Origin of the sequence: Stenotrophomonas sp. TWI602, from assembly GCF_039674045.1 — a bacterium.
Taxonomy (GTDB): Bacteria; Pseudomonadota; Gammaproteobacteria; order Xanthomonadales; family Xanthomonadaceae; genus Stenotrophomonas.
In genome coordinates this window covers 80,985-99,799 of record NZ_JBDJMT010000007.1, presented here as the reverse complement: position 1 = coordinate 99,799, position 18,815 = coordinate 80,985, and the positions used below count along the sequence as shown (strand labels likewise).

18 protein-coding genes are annotated in these 18,815 nt (G+C 67.9%); 4 read left to right on the top strand and 14 right to left on the bottom strand.

Going from position 1 to position 18,815, the window contains the following annotated elements:
* Window positions 1–10: 10 nt before the first annotated feature.
* From ABE483_RS09620 to ABE483_RS09565, 12 genes are read right to left on the bottom strand one after another with little or no spacing between them, the layout of a single operon-like run.
* On the bottom strand, window positions 11–2,356 hold the full coding sequence (locus ABE483_RS09620; RefSeq protein ID WP_346481583.1) for an MMPL family transporter: 2,346 nt from the start codon (window positions 2,354–2,356) through the stop codon (window positions 11–13).
* Window positions 2,349–2,969 (bottom strand): outer membrane lipoprotein carrier protein LolA, encoded by a 621-nt coding sequence (locus tag ABE483_RS09615; RefSeq protein WP_346463428.1) that lies wholly within the window; start codon window positions 2,967–2,969, stop codon window positions 2,349–2,351. Before ABE483_RS09615 ends, ABE483_RS09620 begins: the two co-directional genes overlap by 8 nt.
* Window positions 2,966–3,388 (bottom strand): thioesterase family protein, encoded by a 423-nt coding sequence (locus tag ABE483_RS09610; RefSeq protein ID WP_313219306.1) that lies wholly within the window; start codon window positions 3,386–3,388, stop codon window positions 2,966–2,968. The genes ABE483_RS09615 and ABE483_RS09610 overlap by 4 nt, the downstream gene beginning before the upstream one ends.
* Window positions 3,375–4,931 (bottom strand): aromatic amino acid ammonia-lyase, encoded by a 1,557-nt coding sequence (locus ABE483_RS09605; protein ID WP_313209504.1) that lies wholly within the window; start codon window positions 4,929–4,931, stop codon window positions 3,375–3,377. The genes ABE483_RS09610 and ABE483_RS09605 overlap by 14 nt, the downstream gene beginning before the upstream one ends.
* On the bottom strand, window positions 4,921–5,868 hold the full coding sequence (locus tag ABE483_RS09600) for an acyltransferase (protein ID WP_313209506.1): 948 nt from the start codon (window positions 5,866–5,868) through the stop codon (window positions 4,921–4,923). Before ABE483_RS09600 ends, ABE483_RS09605 begins: the two co-directional genes overlap by 11 nt.
* Window positions 5,865–6,650, bottom strand: coding sequence for a glycosyltransferase family 2 protein (locus ABE483_RS09595; RefSeq protein ID WP_313219303.1), 786 nt, complete (start codon window positions 6,648–6,650; stop codon window positions 5,865–5,867). Before ABE483_RS09595 ends, ABE483_RS09600 begins: the two co-directional genes overlap by 4 nt.
* On the bottom strand, window positions 6,643–8,328 hold the full coding sequence (locus tag ABE483_RS09590; RefSeq protein ID WP_313209510.1) for an AMP-binding protein: 1,686 nt from the start codon (window positions 8,326–8,328) through the stop codon (window positions 6,643–6,645). The genes ABE483_RS09595 and ABE483_RS09590 overlap by 8 nt, the downstream gene beginning before the upstream one ends.
* Window positions 8,321–8,872, bottom strand: coding sequence for a hypothetical protein (locus tag ABE483_RS09585; protein WP_088433443.1), 552 nt, complete (start codon window positions 8,870–8,872; stop codon window positions 8,321–8,323). Before ABE483_RS09585 ends, ABE483_RS09590 begins: the two co-directional genes overlap by 8 nt.
* A 22-nt stretch (window positions 8,873–8,894) precedes the next feature.
* Complete coding sequence (locus tag ABE483_RS09580; RefSeq protein WP_019185496.1) at window positions 8,895–9,152, bottom strand: acyl carrier protein; 258 nt, start codon at window positions 9,150–9,152, stop codon at window positions 8,895–8,897.
* A 20-nt stretch (window positions 9,153–9,172) separates the two neighbouring features.
* Window positions 9,173–9,433: a phosphopantetheine-binding protein gene (locus tag ABE483_RS09575; protein ID WP_019185497.1), complete on the bottom strand. Its 261-nt coding sequence runs from the start codon at window positions 9,431–9,433 to the stop codon at window positions 9,173–9,175.
* Window positions 9,420–10,223, bottom strand: coding sequence for a lysophospholipid acyltransferase family protein (locus ABE483_RS09570; protein WP_313209526.1), 804 nt, complete (start codon window positions 10,221–10,223; stop codon window positions 9,420–9,422). The genes ABE483_RS09575 and ABE483_RS09570 overlap by 14 nt, the downstream gene beginning before the upstream one ends.
* Window positions 10,216–10,950 carry a beta-ketoacyl synthase chain length factor gene (locus ABE483_RS09565; protein ID WP_313209528.1) on the bottom strand — a complete coding sequence of 245 codons (735 nt, stop codon included), beginning with the start codon at window positions 10,948–10,950 and terminating at the stop codon, window positions 10,216–10,218. Before ABE483_RS09565 ends, ABE483_RS09570 begins: the two co-directional genes overlap by 8 nt.
* A 180-nt stretch (window positions 10,951–11,130) precedes the next feature.
* Here ABE483_RS09565 and ABE483_RS09560 point away from each other — a divergent pair, with 180 nt between their 5' ends.
* Window positions 11,131–12,153, top strand: coding sequence for a pteridine-dependent deoxygenase (locus tag ABE483_RS09560; RefSeq protein ID WP_313219298.1), 1,023 nt, complete (start codon window positions 11,131–11,133; stop codon window positions 12,151–12,153).
* 463 nt (window positions 12,154–12,616) lie between these two features.
* Here the strand turns inward: ABE483_RS09560 and cydB are convergent, their stop codons facing one another.
* Both cydB and ABE483_RS09550 read right to left on the bottom strand, forming a co-directional pair.
* Window positions 12,617–13,630, bottom strand: coding sequence for a cytochrome d ubiquinol oxidase subunit II (cydB, locus tag ABE483_RS09555; RefSeq protein ID WP_313212568.1), 1,014 nt, complete (start codon window positions 13,628–13,630; stop codon window positions 12,617–12,619).
* A gap of 1 nt (window position 13,631) precedes the next feature.
* Window positions 13,632–15,029: a cytochrome ubiquinol oxidase subunit I gene (locus ABE483_RS09550; protein WP_313212569.1), complete on the bottom strand. Its 1,398-nt coding sequence runs from the start codon at window positions 15,027–15,029 to the stop codon at window positions 13,632–13,634.
* Window positions 15,030–15,357: 328 nt separating this feature from the next.
* Here ABE483_RS09550 and ABE483_RS09545 point away from each other — a divergent pair, with 328 nt between their 5' ends.
* The 3 genes from ABE483_RS09545 to ABE483_RS09535 all read left to right on the top strand — a co-directional run bounded on the left by ABE483_RS09545 (window position 15,358) and on the right by ABE483_RS09535 (window position 18,802).
* A complete protein-coding gene (locus tag ABE483_RS09545) occupies window positions 15,358–17,724 on the top strand; it encodes a S9 family peptidase (protein ID WP_346481582.1) in 2,367 nt (788 codons plus the stop codon).
* A 28-nt stretch (window positions 17,725–17,752) separates the two neighbouring features.
* Window positions 17,753–18,172, top strand: coding sequence for an NUDIX domain-containing protein (locus ABE483_RS09540; RefSeq protein ID WP_313212585.1), 420 nt, complete (start codon window positions 17,753–17,755; stop codon window positions 18,170–18,172).
* 123 nt (window positions 18,173–18,295) lie between these two features.
* Window positions 18,296–18,802 (top strand): hypothetical protein, encoded by a 507-nt coding sequence (locus ABE483_RS09535; RefSeq protein ID WP_346481581.1) that lies wholly within the window; start codon window positions 18,296–18,298, stop codon window positions 18,800–18,802.
* The last annotated feature ends 13 nt before the right edge of the window (window positions 18,803–18,815 follow it).

Here is an 18,815-nt window from a genome sequence, read left to right as displayed (position 1 = left end):
ACGCGGTCGCTCAGTGCGGGGCGTCGTGCGGTGGTGGGCGGAACAGCGGCGAAATCAGCCAGACCAGGCCGATGCCGAACAACAGGGTCAGACCGAACGCGCGCAGCGCCGGCGTGGCCGACAGCCCGAGCAGGCCGAACGACAGCCAGGTACTGGCCGCGCCGACGCACACGGCCAGCCAGGCACTGGCATCGCCGCGGTGCTCGATCAGGAAGATGCCGTAGTCGATGCCCATGCCCAGCAGCAGCATGAGCGCGAGCACGTTGAACAGCTGCAGCGGTTGCCCGAACAGGCCCAGCAGGGCCAGCGTCAGCGCACCGGCAACCAGGGTCGGGGCGAGCACGCGCCAGGCCTGCCCGCGGTAGCGCCAGTACAGCACCGCGAACACCAGCGCGATGCCGATCAGCAGCAAGCCGCTCATCAGCTTGCGATAGTGCTTGAGCAGCTGCGAGAAATCGGCGGTACGGTCGACCCAGCGCACCCCATCAATGCCCTTGGCCTGTGCTTCCAGCACAGCCAGTGCATCGGCGCGGGAGAGGTCATCGACCATCACCACCGAGGCCACGCCCTGCCCGACCGTCCCCAGCCACAGGTGGCGGAACGGCATCGCCGCCGGCGATGCGAGGAAGGCCTCGGCCTGCAGATCCTGCGCGGCATAGGCCGGGCGCAGCAATGGCTCGCCCACGGCCTCTCCGACCCGGGCCAGCACCTGCGGCTCGACCTTGGCCGTCAGCGCGGCATCAGCATGCTGGCGCTTCTGCGAAGGCAGCCAATCGCTGATCGCGCGGTAGCCGCCGATCTGCTTGTCTGCTTCCAGCACGCGCAGGCGGTCGATCAGCGCTTCTTCGCGCTCGAGCACCTGCTCGGCGGTATCACCCTGGACCAGATAGAACTGCGCCGGGCTGGGCATGCCCAGCATCTGGCTGATGCGGATCTGCTGGGCGATCAGCTCCGGTGGCGACGACTGCAGGCTGCGCAGGTCATCGTTGGTCTGCAGGCGCGCGATGCCGATCGCCGAGAGCAGCGTCACCACGCCCAGGAACATCGCCGCCTTGCGCCCATGCAGGCGCGGCCAGCGCTCCAGCGTGGCGCCGAGCCAGCGGGCGAAGCCGGTACGACGGATTTCGCCGCCATCCAGCCACGGGAACCAGAAGATCACGGTCAGGAAGGCGGCGGCCAGGCCCACCACCGAGAACAGCGCCATCTGGCGCAGCCCCGGGAACGGGGCCAGCCCCAGCGCGAGATACGCCAGCGCGCTGGTCAGCAACGCCAGCCACAGGCCCGGCAGCAGATGCCGCAGCAGCTTCCAGCGACGGTCAGCCGGCTCCGCCTGGCGCGAGGCGAACCAGTGGATGCCGTAGTCCTCGGCAACACCGACCAGTGACGCACCAAACACCAGCGTCAGCACATGCACCTTGCCGAACACCAGCACCGTCACCGCCAGCGCGACACCGCAGCCGATCAGCAGCGAGGCGGCCACCAGCAGGATCGGGCGCAGCGAGCGGAATGCCAGCCACACCAGCAGCAGCACGGCGGCCAGCGAGCCCCAGCCGATCGTGTTGATTTCCCAATTGGCCTGCACCGCAGCCGCCTCGGCATGCAGCGGCACACCGGCGCGCAGCACCTCAAGACCAGGCGCCTGCCTGGCGGCGGCTTCGGCAGCGGTGTCCAGCAGCAGATCGATATGGCGCTCACCATCGAGCTGGAACGCCGAACCGACCGTGTCGTACTGCACGATCGACCAATGCTTGCCATCGGCCTCCAGCAGGCCGTCGTCGCCCATCTGCAGGCCCGAGCCCAGCGCGCGTTCCTGCCACCACTGCGGCCACAGCGAGAGCGGATCCTGGCGCCACTCGGTCAGGCGCGGTGCGCCCATCGGACCGTACAGCGCCGCCAGTGCCGACTCGGCCAGGCCTTGGGTGGGTTCGTTCTGCAGCCGCTCGCGCTGTGCGCTGGTCAGCAGACGGTCGCGATACGGTGCATAGAACGCGCGGGCCTGATCGAACCAGCCCTCGATCGAGCCGCTCTCCTGGAGCAGCGGGGCAGCGCCCCGCTCTGCCTTGATGGCATCGCGGAAGGCCGCCTCGGCCGCCTTGGTCTGCGCCGCATCGGTACTGCCCAGCAGCACCACGATCTGGCGCGCATTGGCATCGGCGATGCGCCGGGTGACATCGGACAGCAGGCGATCATGCGCGTCCTGCGGCAGCAGCGCGAGGATGTCGGTGTCGATCCGCGATTCGCTCTTCCACAGCTGCCACTGCTGCACGCCCAGGCCGACCAGCACCAGCAGCCAAACGATGGCCAGCCAGCGCCAGAGGCGCTGCAGGCGACCGTTCGAGGTCAGCACGTCATTCAAACCTGCGACCCTCGTCGGTGCTCAGCGTGGCCGGCGTATCGCTCATGCCGGCAAAATGGATGCGGGTGACATCCTGGTTGGCCTCGTTGATCTGGACCTCGCGCACGTAACGGTCGCCGCTCAGGGTGAGCTGCGCGAACACCTTGCCGAGCATCGCCGAGCGCGGGGTCAGCTGCATTTTCCAGGCGTTGCCAGGCAGCACCTCGACCTTGACCGTGAACTGCGCCGACAGCGCCTGCGCATCGCCGCTCATCAGCGCGAACATGATCGCGTTGACCGAGCGCATCGCCGGCTGCTGGCGGCCATCGAGTTCGACCCGGCTGCTGCCATCGCTTTGCCGGCTGAGGATGCGGTCACGGGTGACCACCACCTCGGACGGGAACGGCTTGAGCGTGGTCCAGATCACCCCGTGGTCCTGGGCCAGCACGAAGCGGCCCTGCGAGCGCAGCGGATTCTTGAAGCCGGCGACCTGCTTCTCCTGGGTGAACTCGCCACGCAGCACGTCGACCTTGGCCACGCGCTGTTTGACGGCCTCCACATCGGTGGCGGCAAGCGCCGGGGCGACCACGGCCAGCATCACCAGCACGCACAGCGTGCGCAGCAAACGGTTCATTGCGGTTGCACTCCCAGACGCTCCCACAGCACCGGCGGGCACAGGTAGAGCATTTCATTGGTGGCCGCGTCGACCGCGACCTGGATGGTGTGGGCGCGGGTCAGCGTGGTACCGCTTTCCGCATCCACGATGTCGTAGGCGATCTTCAGGCGGTTTTCCCACTCGGTGATCGTGGCGCGCACGCGCAGCGCCTGGCCGTACAGCAACGGCCGGATGTACTTGACCCGCGCATCGACCACCGGCCACAGGTAGCCCGAATCGCGCATCTGCGGGTAGTCGTAATCGTGGCGCTGCAGCAGTGCGCAGCGCGCGATCTCGAAATACTTGAAGTAGTTGCCGTGCCAGACCACTTCCATGGCGTCGCAGTCATGGAAGGCCGGCGACAGCGTCACCTCGAAGCTCAGATCAGGCGTGGACATACAACTCCCAGCGCTGTGCGCGGATATCGTCCAGCAGGGCGCGCAGCTCGCCATCCAGCGCGCGGTCTTCCTCGATCAGCGCGATGCGCTCGGACAGGTCCTGGTACATCGCGGCCAGATCGCCGTGCAACGTCGCTTTCATGCCGACACGCTCGCGCAGGGCCATGCCCTGGCGGGCAGTGATCAGCAGCGCGGCGACGACCTGTTCGGTCAGTTCGATCACGCGCAGGCAATCGCGCGCGGCGATGGTGCCCATGCTGACCTTGTCCTGGTTGTGGCATTCGGTGGAACGCGAGAACACCGAGGCCGGCATGGTCTGCTTGAGCGCTTCGGCGGTCCACGCCGAGACACTGATCTGCAGCGCCTTCAGGCCATGGTTGATCGCGGCACGCTCACCGGTGGCGGCCGACAGGTTGGCCGGCAGACCGTGGTTGAAGCGCGCATCCACCACCAGCGCCATCTGCCGATCAAGCAGATCGGCCAGGTTGGCGATGGTGTTCTTCAGCGCATCCATGGCGAAGGCGATGTGGCCGCCATAGAAATGGCCGCCGTGCAGGATGCGCTCGCCCTCGACATCGATCAGCGGGTTGTCGTTGGCGCTGTTGAGTTCGGTTTCGATCAGCTGGCGGAAGAACGGCAGCGCGTCCTGCACCACCCCGATCACGTGCGGGGCGCAGCGCAGCGAGTAACGGTCCTGCAGCCGCTGTTCGTTGCGCGGCGGGCGATCGCTGTGCAGGTCCTGGCGCAGGCGCGCGGCGATCTGCGTCTGCCCCGGGTGCGGTTTGGCGGCGAACAGCATTTCATCGAAGTGGTGCGCGTTGCCGTCGCTGGCCAGCACGTTGAACGCGGTCAGGCGCGTGGCCAGCCTGGTCAGGTAATCGGCACGGTCATAGGCCAGGCAGGCCAGCGCGGTCATCACGGCGGTGCCGTTCATGATCGCCAGGCCTTCCTTGGGGCGCAGCCGGAGCGGGGTCATGCCGATCTCGGCCAGCACCTCGGCCGCCGCGCGGCGCGCGCCCTGGTACATCACCTCGCGCTCGCCACACAGCACCGCAGCCACGTAGGACAGCGGGGTCAGATCGCCACTGGCACCGACCGAACCCTCGGCCGGGATCAGCGGCAGCACGTCGTGGCGCAGCAGCGTGGCCAGGCCCTGCAGCAGCGGATGGCTGACGCCGGACATGCCACGCACCAGCGAGGCCAGGCGTGCAGCGATCACCGCACGGGTCTCCTGCGGATCCAGGAAACGACCCAGGCCACAGCCGTGGTAGGTGAACAGGTGGTGCGGCAGCTCGGCCACCAGCGCCGGCGGAATGTTCACCGTGCACGAATCGCCGTAGCCGGTGGTCACCCCGTAGATGACGCCATCCTCGCGCAGCAGGCGATCAAGGAAATCCGCGCCGCGCTGGATGCGCGCGGTGAATGCCGCATCGTCGGTGACGACGGCCTGGGCCTGGCGCTGCGACAGCGCGACCACGTCTTCGATGGTCAGCGGCGCATCGCCGAAGCGGACGGAGGGTGCCTGATCGGCCTTACTTGCCATGAGATGCCTGATCCCAGAAGGGGAAGAAATTGAACCAGTCCAAGGGTGCCTGGGTGACCTGAACTTCCAGCCACCGGGCGAAATGTTCAGCCTGCGCGGTCAGCGCGGCGTCACGCGAACCGCGCGGCAATACGATGCGATCGGTGAACTGTTCAAAGCGCACCTGGTAGCCTCGGCCATGATGCAGGCAGGCCATGGTGTAGACCGGACAGGCCAGCGCCGCAGCGAGCACATAGGCGCCGATCGGGAACTGCGCGGTGTGGCCGAGGAACGAGGCCGGTACCGTGCGCCCGCCGCGCAGCGGCACGCGATCGCCGACGATGGCCACAAAGCCCCCCGCCTCGACCCGGCGCTGCAGCTCGACGGCGGTGGCCGGGCCCATGTCGGTCACCTGCAGCAGTTCCACCGAGGCCAGCGGATCGAGCCGCTGCATCAGCCGGTTGAAACGCTGCGCGTGCGCGGTGTGCACCAGCACGGTGATGTGGAAGCCGGGCACCTGCTCGGCCAGCACCTGGCACAACTCCAGGCAGCCGATATGCGCGGTGAGGATCAGGCCACCTTCGCGGCGCGCGATCCTGTCCAGCACCAGGTCACGCTGCAGATAGATGCGCTCGGGCGGATAGCGGCCGCCCAGGCCCAGCAGCTTGTCGAGCATGGTGTCGGCAAACAGCGCGAAGTGCTTCAGGCTCTGCCAGCGGCCCGGCGGCGTGGCAAACACGCCGGTGTGCGCCTGCAGACGCTGCAGATACTGCAACGAAGACTCGCGCGCGAGCCGGTTGGTCAGCCAGTGGCACAGCACCACCGGATACACGCACAGGCGGAACGGCCAACGGCCGAACCAGCGGTGTACCCAGCACAGGAACAGCACGCCGGCGGCCGAGGTCGACTCGCCGATGTCGGCCCAGTGCGGGGCGCTCCCAGGTGCAGGCGTGGTCATGGGCGAGGACCTGCGAGGCGTTGCCACAGCAGCCGCGGCGCGCGCCACAGCATCCCGAAGAACAGGCGCGCGTGCATGCGGCTAATGCGTACGTTGTCGCGCCACACATCAAAGTGCGAGACGCCATCGCTAGGATAGGTGACGGCCGTCGGCACGTTGATCACCTTGACCCCGCGCCAGAACAACCGCACCAGGATCTCGCTGTCGAAATCCATGCGACGGCCGATGGTTTCCTCACCGATCAGGCGCGTCACCGGCGCCAGCGGATACAGGCGGAAGCCGCACATCGAGTCGCGGATCTGCAGCGACAGTGTGTTGATCCAGACCCAGATATGCGTGGCATAACGGCCGTACAGGCGCGCCTTGGGCACGCTGGCATCGTAGGCGGGCGTGCCGCAGATCACCGCGTCCGGCTGCGCCTGCGACAACGCGACGAAGCGCGGGAGGTCACCGGTGTTGTGCTGGCCATCGGCATCGATCTGCAGCACGTGGCTGTAATCCAGACGCGCGGCCTCGGCGAAGCCGGCCAGCATCGCGCCGCCCTTGCCCTGGTTGACCGGCAGCCGCAGCAGCGTCACCTGCGGTGCGTGCGCGTGCGCCAGGGCATCGAGCACCCGTGCGCAGTCCAGATGCGAACCATCGTCCACCAGCAGGCACGGCAGGCCACTGGCGAGCACGCCCTGCACCACCGCGCCGATCGCATGCGCGTGGTCGTATACCGGGATCACCACCAACGGGGCGAAGGCCGGCCTGCTCACGCCACTACCGGTGTCATCATGCATCGCCGAACACCACCCGGCCGCTGGCATGCACGCCATGGTCGGAGACGTATCGGAAGCTCATCGCCGATTTGGCCGCGTCCCAACCCAGGCTCAGCTGCAGGCAGTCGCCCGGCCGCGCCACGTGCTGGAACTTCACCGCATCCATCCGTACGAACCGCGGCGGCATCGTGAAGGCGCTACGGCCGTAGTGGATTGCCCAGTCCAGCTGGACCACGCCGGGCAGGATCTTCGCCTGCGGGAAATGCCCGTCGAACGCGACCAGGTCAGGATCCAGAACGAACTGCAGCGACGCGGTGGTGTCATCGCGCTGCTGCCACTCGGCCATCGGCATCAACGGGCGGAACAGCGCCGCCAGTGCCGCGGCGGTGACCTTGCCCTGCGCATTGAAGGGAAGTTCGTCGATGAAGCGCCAGCGGCGCGGCCGGGTCACCGCGTCATGGCTGCGGGCCAGATGCGCGCTGAGCTGCTGCGCCTGGCGGCGGCGCTCGGCGTCATCCCACTGCGCGGCGCCCGTCGCCTGCGGCACCACCACGGCGGCCAGCTGTTCGCGCGCGCCCGGCAGCACCAGCACGCGCACCTCCTGCACGGCCGGGTGCGCGCGCAGCTGCTGCTCGAGGGCATCAAGCGAGACGCGCCGCTCTTCGATCTTGACGATGCGATCGGCGCGGCCGAGCAGGCGGAAGCTGTGGCCGTCATCGGCCACGGCACGGTCCTGGGTCAGCCACCAGTCTTCGCTCGCCAGGTGCGGCGAGCGGACCGCCAGGCAGCCCTCCTCGATCCGCCAGGCGACGCCGGGCAACGGATGCCACTGCGGCCGCGCTGCACTCCAGCGCCGCCACGCAACGCCACCGGTTTCGCTGCTGCCGAAGACTTCGGTCGGGGCCACGCCCATCAAGGCGCGCACCTGCAGCGCCGCCTCGGTCGGCAGCGGACCGCCAGAGGAGAACACCGCGCGCAGCTGACCGCCCAGCGAGGACCAGTCCAGCTGCTCGGGCAGGCGTTTGAGATGGGCCGGGGTGGCCACCAGCACCGACGGCTGGCCGCCCAGCGCGCTGACCAGGTCTTCGTGGAAGAACCGGCGCGGTTGGATCGCGCGTCCGGCCACCAGCGGCCACAGCACCCGGAACAGCAGCCCGTAGATGTGCTGGTGCGAGACCGTGCCCTGCACCTGGGCGCCGTCGAACTGCTCGCCGAAGGCGGCCTGCAGCGCATCCACCTCGCGGGTCAGCTGGCGCATGCGTTTGACGATGGCGCTCGGCGCGCCGGTGCTGCCGGAGGTGAACACCACCAGTTCCAGCGCCGCGTCGTCCAACGGCTGCAGCACCTGCTCCGGATCGGCCGCCGCATCGGGCTGCAGCGGCGCATACCGGGCCGGCACGTCGCCGGCGAACCCGGCCACGCGCGGGCTCAGTCCTTCCAGCGTGGCCGGCAGGTTGTCACCGCCCAGGAACACACGCTTGCCGGCATGCCAGGCCCCCAACAGGGCGGCGGCGAAGGTCAGCGTGTCATCGAAATACAGCGCCCAGTCGGTGCCGGGGGCACGCGCGAACGCCTGCTGCCAGCACAGTACCTGCGCGCGGAACTGCGGGTGCTCCACCACGGTGTCGCCGGCGATGCCGACGATGCGGCCCGGGCGCGGGGCCAGCGCCAACCGGTCCAGTGCGATCCACTCAGCCATGGGCATGCGCCGCCTTGACCCGTCGCCGGACCAGCCATTCCCCGCCAAACAGAGCACCCATCATCACGTAGGCCAACAATCCGTTGTAGAACGCCCAGACCTGGTTGGACGCCCACAGCGCCGTGGCCAGGGCCAGACTTCCGTTGAGAACAAAGAAGCCGCACCAGATCCACGTGACGCGACGGGTATAGATCACGGCGAACGGCGGCAGGTCCGGCTCACTCAGCCGCGCCAGGCGCTCCACGGCACTGGGCCCGAAGCGCAGGCTGGTGGCGAAGATGACCAGCATCACCGCGTTCACCAGCGCCGGGTACAGCTTCAGCGGCAGGGCCTCGTTGAAGGCCGTAGCCACCAGGGCGAGCACACCGGTGCCGAGTGCGGCCACCCACCACACCGCCTGGCGGGTGGTCAGCGCGCGCAGCGCGGCCAGGGTGAACAGCAGCAGCGACAACCAGCGCGGCTCGAACCGGCCCAGCGACAGGTAGACCACCAGCGGGTATGCCAGCGACAGCAACGCAAACGCCGCGACGCGTACCCGGACCATGGTCAGTCTTCAGCGATGGCCGTCAGGCGGCCGCTTGACCAGGCAACAGCCCGTGCACCACATCCACGATGTCCTGCACGGTGCGCACCTGCTTGAACGCTTCCGGCTGCAGATTGCGGCCGAGCAGCGGCTTGAGCTGCACGATCAGGTCGACCGCGTCGATGCTGTCGATGTCCAGGTCGTCATACAGCCGCGCGGCGGGCGTGATACGGCTCGGCTCGATCTCAAAGCTGTCCTTGAGGATCTTGACGATGCGCTCGAAAAGTTCGTTCTTGGTCATGGGTAAATCCTGACGCGCCGTTAGGACGGCTGGCGTGCGGCGACAAACTCGCTCAGGGCACGCACGCTGGAGAAATGGCGACGGGTCTCTTCCGAATCGGCTGACAGGCTGACACCGTACTTTTTCTGCAGGGCCAATCCAAGTTCCAGCGCGTCGATCGAATCCAGGCCCAACCCCTCTACAAACAAGGGCGCGGCGGAATCGATGTCTTCGGGAGTGATGTCTTCCAGTGAAAGCGATGAAATGATCAATTCCTTGATCTCGTGCTCAAGTGCCTGCACGGGTCGGGTCTCCAGCGAAGTCGAAGTAATGGGCAAGATGATCGGTCACACGCCTGGCCGCCAAGGCATCCCCCCTGGGCGCATCGCCGGTCTCGTTCAGAAACGGGGCAATCGGGAGATCCTCCCCGACTTCCAGCTGAACGTGAAATCGCCGTGATGGCACACGATACCATTTCTGGCCCTTGGTCAGGGTCAGCGGGGTGCAGGTGATCCGCACCGGGGTGATGTCCAGCCGGCCCCGCACCGCGATGTTGGCCGCCCCGCGCTGCAGGCGCAGCGGCTGTCCCGGCACGGTGCGGGTGCCCTCCGGGAAGATGACCAGGTTGCCGCCGGCCTGGACCGCCGCGATGCAGTCATCGATCAGGCCCGCTCCGTCGTCGTTGGAGACATAGCCGGCCGCGCGGACCGGGCCGCGCATGAACGGGTTGCGCGCCACGGCCTGCTTGACCACGCAATCGGCATTGGGCAGCTGGGCGATCAGCAGCACCACGTCGATCAGGGTCGGGTGGTTGGCCAGGATCAGCAGGCCGTTGCGTTGCAGGCGCTCACCCCCGCGGATCTCATAGGTCATCAGCCCGAGCCGGCGCATCAGGCCGACGTGCGTGGCGAAGCTGCCCTGGACCAGGCGCCGCGCCAGCACGCGCCGGCGCACCGGGTCGCGGATCAGCAGCAGCGACAGGAACAGCAGCCCGCCCAGCACCAGCCCGCCGAGCCCGAAGGCGGCAAAGCTCAGCCCCGTGCCCAGCACCCGCCAGGCATGGTTGATCCGGGCCGGCCAGCGCTCAGCCATGGCGTTGCCAGGTCCAGCGTTGCCCATCGGCCTCCAGCCCCAGCGAAGGCGCACCGGCCAGCAGGAAACGCAAGGCTTCCAGGCCATGCGGCAGACCGTCGGAGGGGCGATCCTCGCCGCCTGCCCCCCAACCCAGCGACAGCCGGGTGCCCGGACCGTCGGCCGGTCCCAGCCGCCAGCACCAGGCGAAGAACGGATCGGGCTCGTCGGCGAAGCCGGCGTAGATCGGTGGCAAGGGCGATTCATAGACCACCAGTCGCACCTCGGGCGCGCCATCGGCGAGCAGGCCGAAGGCCTCCATGCAGGCGGTCTCGACCGTGGCCCGGCCGGCCGCGAGGGCCAGATAGTTGCCGCGATGGCCGCGGGCGATCGAATACAGCGCGGCGATCGCGTTGTGCACCGACAGCCCGAAGCCGGTTGGCGACATCGGCTGGTCTGCGCTCAGGGTATTGAGCAGTTCCATCGAACGGGCCACGTCGCCATGCCGCGAGGCGAACACCAGCGGCACCTGGCCACCGTCGTCGGGCTGCTCGCACCAGCACGCGGTCTGGATCGCCATGCGCCCCAGCCGCTCGATCCGGCGGCGCTGCATGGCCGGCACTTCGGACAGCGCCGGCGTGTCCTCACCGGTCGGCAGCCAAGGGGCCTCTGCCCACGCCTGCCACTGCTCCCGGGTGGTGATGCCTGGCGCCCAGGCCGACCAATCCACTACTGAAAACTCGATCATTCACGCCAACATGATGGATGGGTACCAGGACGGGCACGAGCCAGGGTGGCCACGCGGATCGGCTCCCCATGCCAGCCGGACCGCGCCTGTCATCGACATCGTCCGGCGCCGGACGCGGTGCCGAGAAAGGAGCGCACGCTATCATGACACTCTCGGCACTGGCAGCATTCACATTCTGAAATGAGCAACACGATCGACCACGCAACGTCCCCGGCAATCGCTTTCCCTTCCTCCGGACCTGCGTGGTTCCATGTCGCCTACGCCCCGGCGGCGCACCGTGATGCCGCGCTGGCCGACCCGCAGACGCTGGCGGTGTTCGGCTTCGGCCTGCGCCACGCCGCGCTGGACGACCCGCGCTGGCTGCAGGTCCCGCTGGCCGAACAGGGTCCGGCGCAGATCGAGGTCTGGCGTGGCGGCACGCCGGTCGCGCACGGCACCACCGATGGGGTGCGCTGGTCGCACACCGACAGCCTGCTGTTCGGGGTGCTGGAGATTGACGAGGTCGACAGCGATATCGAGTCCGCCGCAGCCGAGGCCTATGCGCGGATGAGCGCGTTCCTGTCGCGCTGCGGCTATCCGCATCTGCTGCGCACCTGGAACTATCTGGACGCAGTGACCGAGGGCGATGGCGACGATGAACGCTACCGACGTTTCTGCGTGGGCCGCGTGCGGGGCCTGCGGGAACTGGATGAAGCCGCACTGCCGGCGGCAACCTGCATTGGCCGCTTCGACGGTGAGCGCCGGCTGCAGGTGTATTGGCTGGCAGCCCGCGAGCCGGGCCTGCCGCTGGAGAATCCGCGTCAGGTGAGCGCGTTCCGTTATCCACGCCAGTACGGGCCGCAGTCGCCGAGTTTTTCGCGGGCGCTGTTGCCGCCGTTGGCAACGGGGTTGCCGTTGCTGCAGTCCGGGACGGCGGCGATCGTGGGGCATGTGTCGCAGCACACGGGGGCGGTGGATGAGCAGTTGCGGGAGACGTTGACGAATCTGCAGAGTCTGGTGGATACGGCGCGCGGTCAGCGGCCGTCGCTGTCACCGGCGTTGGGGTCGACGTCGGTGCTGAAGGTGTATGTGCGGCGCGCGGAGGATATGGCCGCGGTGGCGGCGCAGATGGCGGCGCTGCCGACGGCCCCGCCGTTCGTGGTGTTGCATGCAGAGGTGTGCCGGGCGGAGTTGCTGGTGGAGATCGAGGGGCTGCACGGCTGAGTCAACAGCCTTGGTCTGCCGGGCGTGCCTGGCCTGGGTCGGTGTGGGTGGGATGTCGGGACCCGCTGCAAGTACGTCCCTGTAAGCTCATGTGTTGCCATCCATGGCAACACATGGTCCCGCCACCCCACCCACACCGCCCCTTCGACAGTTGGCTGGTGCGCATCGGAAAGATCAACGGCAGGTCGAATCGGCCGCCTGACGTTTCTTCTTGATCAATCAAGCAGCTTTCATGCTGGGGTAGAGCCGACCGTTGGTCGGCTGCTCTTGACCCGTTTTTATGCGGTTGACTCTTCCCACCGACGACGCAGACCTTTCAGGGCGAGGGCGGTCGGACCCTGCCGGGACCGTCGGGCGCCATGGATGGCGCCCGTCGAGCCCCCAGGGATGGGTTTACGGCGCGTCCCGGCAGGGTCTGACCGCCCTCGCGCGCACGGAACCGGGAATAGCCACCGTGCTTTCCTCAGTGATACCCCACATCCGCCCGCACCTTGCCGCGGAACACCCGGTACGACCAGGCCGTATAGCCCAGGATCACCGGCAGCAGGATCACCAGCCCGACCAGGCTGAAGCTCAGCGACGAGGCCGGCGCCGCGGCCTGCCACAACGTCATGCTCGGCGGCAGCAGGTACGGCCACATGCCCAGCACCAGGCCGATGAAGCCGAGGATGAACAGGGCCAGCGTCAACAGGAACGGCGGCAGATCGCGCTTGGGATGCATCGCGCTGCGCCACAGCGCGGTGGCGACCGCCAACGTCAGCAACGGCACCGGCGAGAGCCACCAGAAGTTGCCATCGCTGAACCAGCGCGCCATCAGGCGCGAATCCAGGAACGGCAGCCACGCGCTCACCAAGCCCATGAACACGATCACCGCCACCACCAACGGGCGGGTCAAGGTGCGTGCGAAGGTCTGCTCGCGGCCTTCGGTCTTGAGGATCAACCAGGTGCTGCCGAGCAGCGCGTAACCGAACACCACGGCTGCGCCGGTCAGCATCGAGAACGGGCTGAACCAGCTGAAGGCGCCGCCGACATAGCGGCCATCCACGACCTGCAGGCCCTGCACGAGTGCGCCGAGGATCACGCCCTGCGCGAAGGCGGCCAGCAGCGAGCCCAGGCCGAATGCCACGCTCCACAGCTTGCGCGAGCGGTGCGCCTTGAAGCGGAATTCGAAGGCCACGCCGCGGAACACCAGCGCGACCACCAGCAACAGGACCGGCAGGTACAGCGCCGACAGCAGCGCCGCGTAGGCCTTCGGGAAGGCCGCCATCAGCCCGGCCCCGCCCAGCACCAGCCAGGTTTCGTTGCCGTCCCAGATCGGGGCGGCGGTGTTCATCATGATGTCGAGCTGTTCTTCATCCTCGGCCATCGGCGCGAGGATACCGATGCCAAGCACGAAGCCATCCAGCACCACGTACATCAGCACACCAAAGCCGATCACCGCGAACCATGCCACCGGCAGCCAGGTCGTCATCTCCATCTCAGCGCTCCTCCAGCGGTTCATCGGCACCGGACAGCGGCCGCGCCGGGGTGTGGCTGCCGGCATCCAGGGCCGGGGCCGGGTCATGCGGCTTGGGACCGGTGCGGATGATCTTCACCAGGTACCAGACGCCCCAGCCGAACACGAACGCATAGCCGACGATGTACACGCCCAGCGAGAGCGCCGTCATCCACGCGCTCTGCGGACCCACGGCATCGGCGGTGCGAAGCACGCCATAGACCACCCACGGTTGCCGCCCCATCTCGGTCACGAACCAGCCGGAGATCAGCGCGATGAAGCCACTGGGCAGCATCCAGTTCCAGCCGCGGATCAGCCAGCGCGACTGCAGCAGTTTGCCGCGCCACCACTGGAACGCCGAGACCCAGGCCAGCAGCAGCATCAGCGTGCCCAGCCCGACCATCACCCGGAACGCAAAGAACACCGGCACCACCGGCGGCCGGTCGCTGGCTGGCACCGAGGTCAGCGGATCGAACGTGCCCTCCAGCGAATGGGTGAGGATCAGGCTGCCCAGGCGCGGGATCGCGATTTCGTAATCGTTGCGCTCTGCCTTTTCATTGGGCACCGCGAACACCACCAGCGGCACGCCCTTGCCCTCGCCTTCGGAATGCCAGTGCGCTTCCATCGCCGCGATCTTCATCGGCTGGTGCTTGAGGGTATTCAGGCCATGCATGTCGCCGACGAAGATCTGTACCGGCACCGTCAGCGCGGCGAAGCCCACCGCCGCCAGCAGCATCTTGCGGCCGGCTTCGCGGTGCACGTCCTTGCGCAGGTACCACGCCCCCACGCCGCCGATCACGAAGCAGGTGGTGATGAACGAGCCCAGGGCCATGTGCGCCAAGCGGTACGGGAAGGACGGGTTGAAGACGATCTGCCACCAGTTCTGCGGGTGCACGATGCCATCGACCATCGCGTAACCGGCCGGCGTCTGCAGCCAGCTGTTGGAGGACAGGATCCAGAACGTGGAGACCAGCGTGCCCAGCGCCACCATGCAGGTGGAGAAGAAATGCAGGCGCGGCGAGACCTTGCCCCAGCCGAACATCATCACGCCCAGGAAGCTGGCTTCCAGGAAGAACGCCGTGAGCACTTCATAGGTCAGCAGCGGGCCGATCACCGTGCCGGCGACTTCGCTCAGCCGGGGCCAGTTGGTGCCGAACTGGAAGGCCATGACGATGCCGCTGACCACCCCCATGCCGAAGGAGACCGCGAAGATCTTCTGCCAGAAGAAATACAGCTCGCGCCAGACCGGATTGCCGGTGCGCAGCCAGCGCGATTCGACAAAGGCCAGCCAGCTGGCGGTACCGATCGTGAAGGCCGGGAACAGCACGTGGAAACTGATGACGAACCCGAACTGGATCCGGGACAACAACAACGCGTCCAAGAGACGCCTCCGACTGGCTTCTGAAATCCGCACCAGTCTGGGCCTGTATCCGTGAAAGGCACATGCGACCCGGTGACGCGCTGCTTCACTTTGTCGCAGGTGGGTCGGGCGCTGGGCCCCCATACCCTTTCCGGCGAATGTCCCCCGGCGTCGGCCTGCGGCCGCCCCCTCCTCCTTTATTTCGCCTCCAAGGGTATGGGGGCCCAGCGCCCGACCCACCGACCACCGTTTGCCTTCCGCATGAGCGCACGCCCATGACCTGTGGCCCCTTCCTGCGGTCCTTGCGGCTGCTACGCTTGCCGGGTTTTCTACTACGGTGCCGCCCGCAATGCCCAGAACGCTGCCTTTGTCCCTGCTGCTGCTCGCCGCCCTCGGCGGGACCGCCCACGCGGCGCCCACGCCGATCACCATCGAGCAGGCCATGGCCGACCCCGACTGGATCGGCCCGCCGGTCGAAAGCGCGTGGTGGTCCTGGAACAGCCAGCAGGTCGAGTACCAGCTCAAGCGCAACGGCAGCCCGGTGCGCGACACCTTCCGCCAGCCGGTGGCCGGCGGCGTGGCCGCACAGGTTGGCGATGACCAGCGCGGCACCCTGGATGTGGACAGCCCGGTCTACGACAGCGCGCGCCAGCGCTCGGCCTTCGTGCGCAATGGCGATGTGTTCGTGCGCGACCTGCGCAGCGGCGCGCTGACCCAGCTGACCCGCAGCACCGAGAAGTCCGGCGCGGTCAATTTCGCCCGCGACGGCGGCGTGATCTGGCGCACCGGCCAGAACTGGTTCCATTGGACCGCCGCCGCCGGCGTGCAGCAGGTCGCCAGCCTGAAGGCCGAGAAGAATCCGGACGACGCGCCCAAGGCCGATACCCTGCGCGAGCAGCAGCTGCGCACCCTGGCCACGCTGCGTAACGATCGCGCCCAGCGCGAGGCACTCAAGGCCCAGGAAGCCAGCTGGCGTCGCGCCGATGGCACCCGCGCACCGGGCCCGGTGTATCTGGGCGCGGATGTGGAGATCGTCGACAGCGTGCTCTCGCCGGATGCGCGCACGCTGATCGTGGTCACCAAGCCGAAGAGCTTCGATGAAGGCCGCGGCGGCAAGATGCCCAAGTACGTGACCGAGTCGGGTTACGAAGAGTTCGAGGACACCCGCACCCGCGTGGGCCGCAACGACCCGGAGCCGAACGCGCTGTGGCTGGTCGATGCCGTCGCCGGCACGGTCAAGCCGCTGTCGCTGGACGGCCTGCCGGGCATCGGCACCGACCCGCTGGCCGCGCTGCGCAAGGCCGCCGGCAAGGACGCCCTGAAGGGCAACCGCCCGGTGGAAGTACTCGGTGGCCCCGGCGCGCCCGGCATCCGCTGGAGCGCCGATGGCCAGCAGGCCGCGATCATGCTGCGCGCCAACGACAACAAGGACCGCTGGATCGCCAGCGTGACCCCGGCCAGCGCCAAGCTGGAGACGCGTCATCGCCTGACCGACAGCGCCTGGATCAACTGGAGCTTCAACGATTTCGGCTGGTCCAACGACAACCGCACGCTGTGGCTGCTGTCCGAAGAATCCGGCTATTCGCACCTGTACACCCAGCAGGGCACGGCCAAGCCGCAGGCACTGACCGGCGGCAAGTGGGAAAGCTCGATGCCGGTGCCCAGCGCCGACGGCCGCGGCTTCTACTTCCTGTGCAACCAGCAGTCGCCGGGCGACTACGAAGTGTGCGCGGTCGACACCGCCAGCAAGCAGGTGCGTGAGCTGACCTCGCTCAACGGCGTGGAAGACTTCTCGCTGTCCCCGGATGGCCAGCAGCTGCTGGTGCGTTACTCCGGCGCCTACCTGCCGACCCAGCTGGCCGTGGTGCCCGCTGCCGGTGGCCAGGCCAAGGTGCTGACCGACACCCGCACGGCCGAGTTCAAGGCGCGCGAGTGGATCCAGCCCAAGCTGGTACAGGTGCCGTCCAAGCACGGCGCGGGCGTGGTCTGGGCCAAGTACTACGGACCGGAGACCTTCGAGCCGGGCAAGCAGTACCCGATCGCCATGTTCGTGCACGGCGCCGGCTATCTGCAGAACGTGCACCAGCAGTACCCGGCCTACTTCCGTGAGCAGATGTTCCATAACCTGCTGGTGCAGAAGGGCTACGTGGTGCTGGACATGGATTACCGCGGCAGCGCCGGCTACGGCCGCGACTGGCGCACGGCGATCTACCGCAACATGGGCCACCCGGAACTGGAAGACTACAAGGACGGCCTGGACTGGCTGGTCGCCACCAAGCAGGGCGACCGTGACCACGCCGGCATCTACGGCGGTTCCTATGGCGGCTTCATGACCTTCATGGCGCTGTTCCGCTCGCCGGGCACGTTCAAGGCCGGTGCCGCGCTGCGCCCGGTGGTCGATTGGCACCAGTACAACCACGGCTACACCGCCAACATCCTCAACACCCCGGACATCGACCCGGAGGCGTACCGCAAATCGTCGCCGATCGAGTACGCCGACGGGCTGCAGGACCACCTGCTGATCGCGCACGGGATGATGGATGACAACGTGTTCTTCCAGGATTCGGTCAACCTCACCCAGAAGCTGATCGAACTGCACAAGGACAACTGGTCGATCGCGCCGTACCCGCTGGAACGCCACGGCTATGTGCGTGCCGATTCCTGGCTGGACCAGTACAAGCGCATCCTCAAGCTGTTCGAAGAGAACCTGAAGTAATCCAGCGATGACGTCGGTGCCCACTGACGTGCAGCACGCCGCGGCGACGATCGATATCGTCGCCGCGGTCGTTTTCGATCCCGACGGCCGCGTACTGGTGGTGCGCAAGCACGGCTCGGACACCTTCATCCAGCCCGGCGGCAAACCCGAGCCCGGCGAAGCGCCCTTGGCCGCGCTGGCGCGCGAGCTGGAAGAAGAACTCGGGGTCACGGTGGACCCCGCCAGTGCCGTGCCGTTGGGCCGGTTCGAGGCCTGGGCGGTGCACGAAGCCGGACACCGCGTACGGGCCCACGCCTATCTGGTGACGGTGACCGGTTCGCCCCGCGCACAGGCGGAAATCGCCGAACTGGCCTGGGTGCCGCTGCGCCCGCCGCATGGCGTTTGCTTGGCACCGCTGAGCGCAGACCATATCCTGCCCGCGGCCGCGAACGCGGTGGCTGGGACCTAGACGTCGCGGCCTGCCCAACCAGGACACCGGATGTCAGCCTCGCTTCCCCCGCAATTGCCTTCCTGCACGCCCCGCCCCAGCAGGGAGGGTGCGCCTGCGTTTCTCGCCCCCCTGCTCAAGTCCGTGCTGCTGGTCTGCCTGGTCACGGCCGCGATGTGGGGGGTACTGGCCCTGATTGCGATCCCCCTGTCAGGCTCGGAGGCGCTGCAGGCGCTACTGGCCGATGAGGACCTGCACTGGCTGCCTGGCTCGCTGCGCTGGCTGCTCACCCACCCGGTGCTGGCCAACGTGCTGCTGTGCGTGTCGAGCCTCTTGGGCGTTGCCGCATGCTGGGGCATGCTGCGTCGCTGGCGCTGGGCATGGGCACTGTTCATCGTGCTGCTGGCGGTCACCGCCGTCCTCAACGTGGTCGCCGCGTGGCTGCTGGATGACGCATTCCGCCACCTGCTGGCGCAGATACCCGGTGACACCCTGTCGATCGAACTGCTCAAGCTGCGCAGTGAGCTGCGCGTCCAGCGCGTGATCTGCAGCGGCCTTGCCGGCATCACCGCGCTGGCCTTCGCGGTACTGCAGGGCTGGCTGATCGTGCGCCTGTGCGCGGCCGATGTACGTGCGCTGTTCCGCCGCTGACCTGTTTCCCGCA

What these genes read in the sequence shown, in the direction of transcription:
- ABE483_RS09615 (WP_346463428.1), bottom strand. Translation starts at nt 2,969, where the DNA reads ATGAACCGTTTGCTGCGCACGCTGTGCGTGCTGGTGATGCTGGCCGTG.
- ABE483_RS09610 (WP_313219306.1), bottom strand. Translation starts at nt 3,388, where the DNA reads ATGTCCACGCCTGATCTGAGCTTCGAGGTGACGCTGTCGCCGGCCTTC.
- ABE483_RS09605 (WP_313209504.1), bottom strand. Translation starts at nt 4,931, where the DNA reads ATGGCAAGTAAGGCCGATCAGGCACCCTCCGTCCGCTTCGGCGATGCG.
- ABE483_RS09600 (WP_313209506.1), bottom strand. Translation starts at nt 5,868, where the DNA reads ATGACCACGCCTGCACCTGGGAGCGCCCCGCACTGGGCCGACATCGGC.
- ABE483_RS09595 (WP_313219303.1), bottom strand. Translation starts at nt 6,650, where the DNA reads ATGCATGATGACACCGGTAGTGGCGTGAGCAGGCCGGCCTTCGCCCCG.
- ABE483_RS09590 (WP_313209510.1), bottom strand. Translation starts at nt 8,328, where the DNA reads ATGGCTGAGTGGATCGCACTGGACCGGTTGGCGCTGGCCCCGCGCCCG.
- ABE483_RS09585 (WP_088433443.1), bottom strand. Translation starts at nt 8,872, where the DNA reads ATGGTCCGGGTACGCGTCGCGGCGTTTGCGTTGCTGTCGCTGGCATAC.
- ABE483_RS09580 (WP_019185496.1), bottom strand. Translation starts at nt 9,152, where the DNA reads ATGACCAAGAACGAACTTTTCGAGCGCATCGTCAAGATCCTCAAGGAC.
- ABE483_RS09570 (WP_313209526.1), bottom strand. Translation starts at nt 10,223, where the DNA reads ATGGCTGAGCGCTGGCCGGCCCGGATCAACCATGCCTGGCGGGTGCTG.
- ABE483_RS09565 (WP_313209528.1), bottom strand. Translation starts at nt 10,950, where the DNA reads ATGATCGAGTTTTCAGTAGTGGATTGGTCGGCCTGGGCGCCAGGCATC.
- ABE483_RS09560 (WP_313219298.1), top strand. Translation starts at nt 11,131, where the DNA reads ATGAGCAACACGATCGACCACGCAACGTCCCCGGCAATCGCTTTCCCT.
- cydB (WP_313212568.1), bottom strand. Translation starts at nt 13,630, where the DNA reads ATGGAGATGACGACCTGGCTGCCGGTGGCATGGTTCGCGGTGATCGGC.
- ABE483_RS09545 (WP_346481582.1), top strand. Translation starts at nt 15,358, where the DNA reads ATGCCCAGAACGCTGCCTTTGTCCCTGCTGCTGCTCGCCGCCCTCGGC.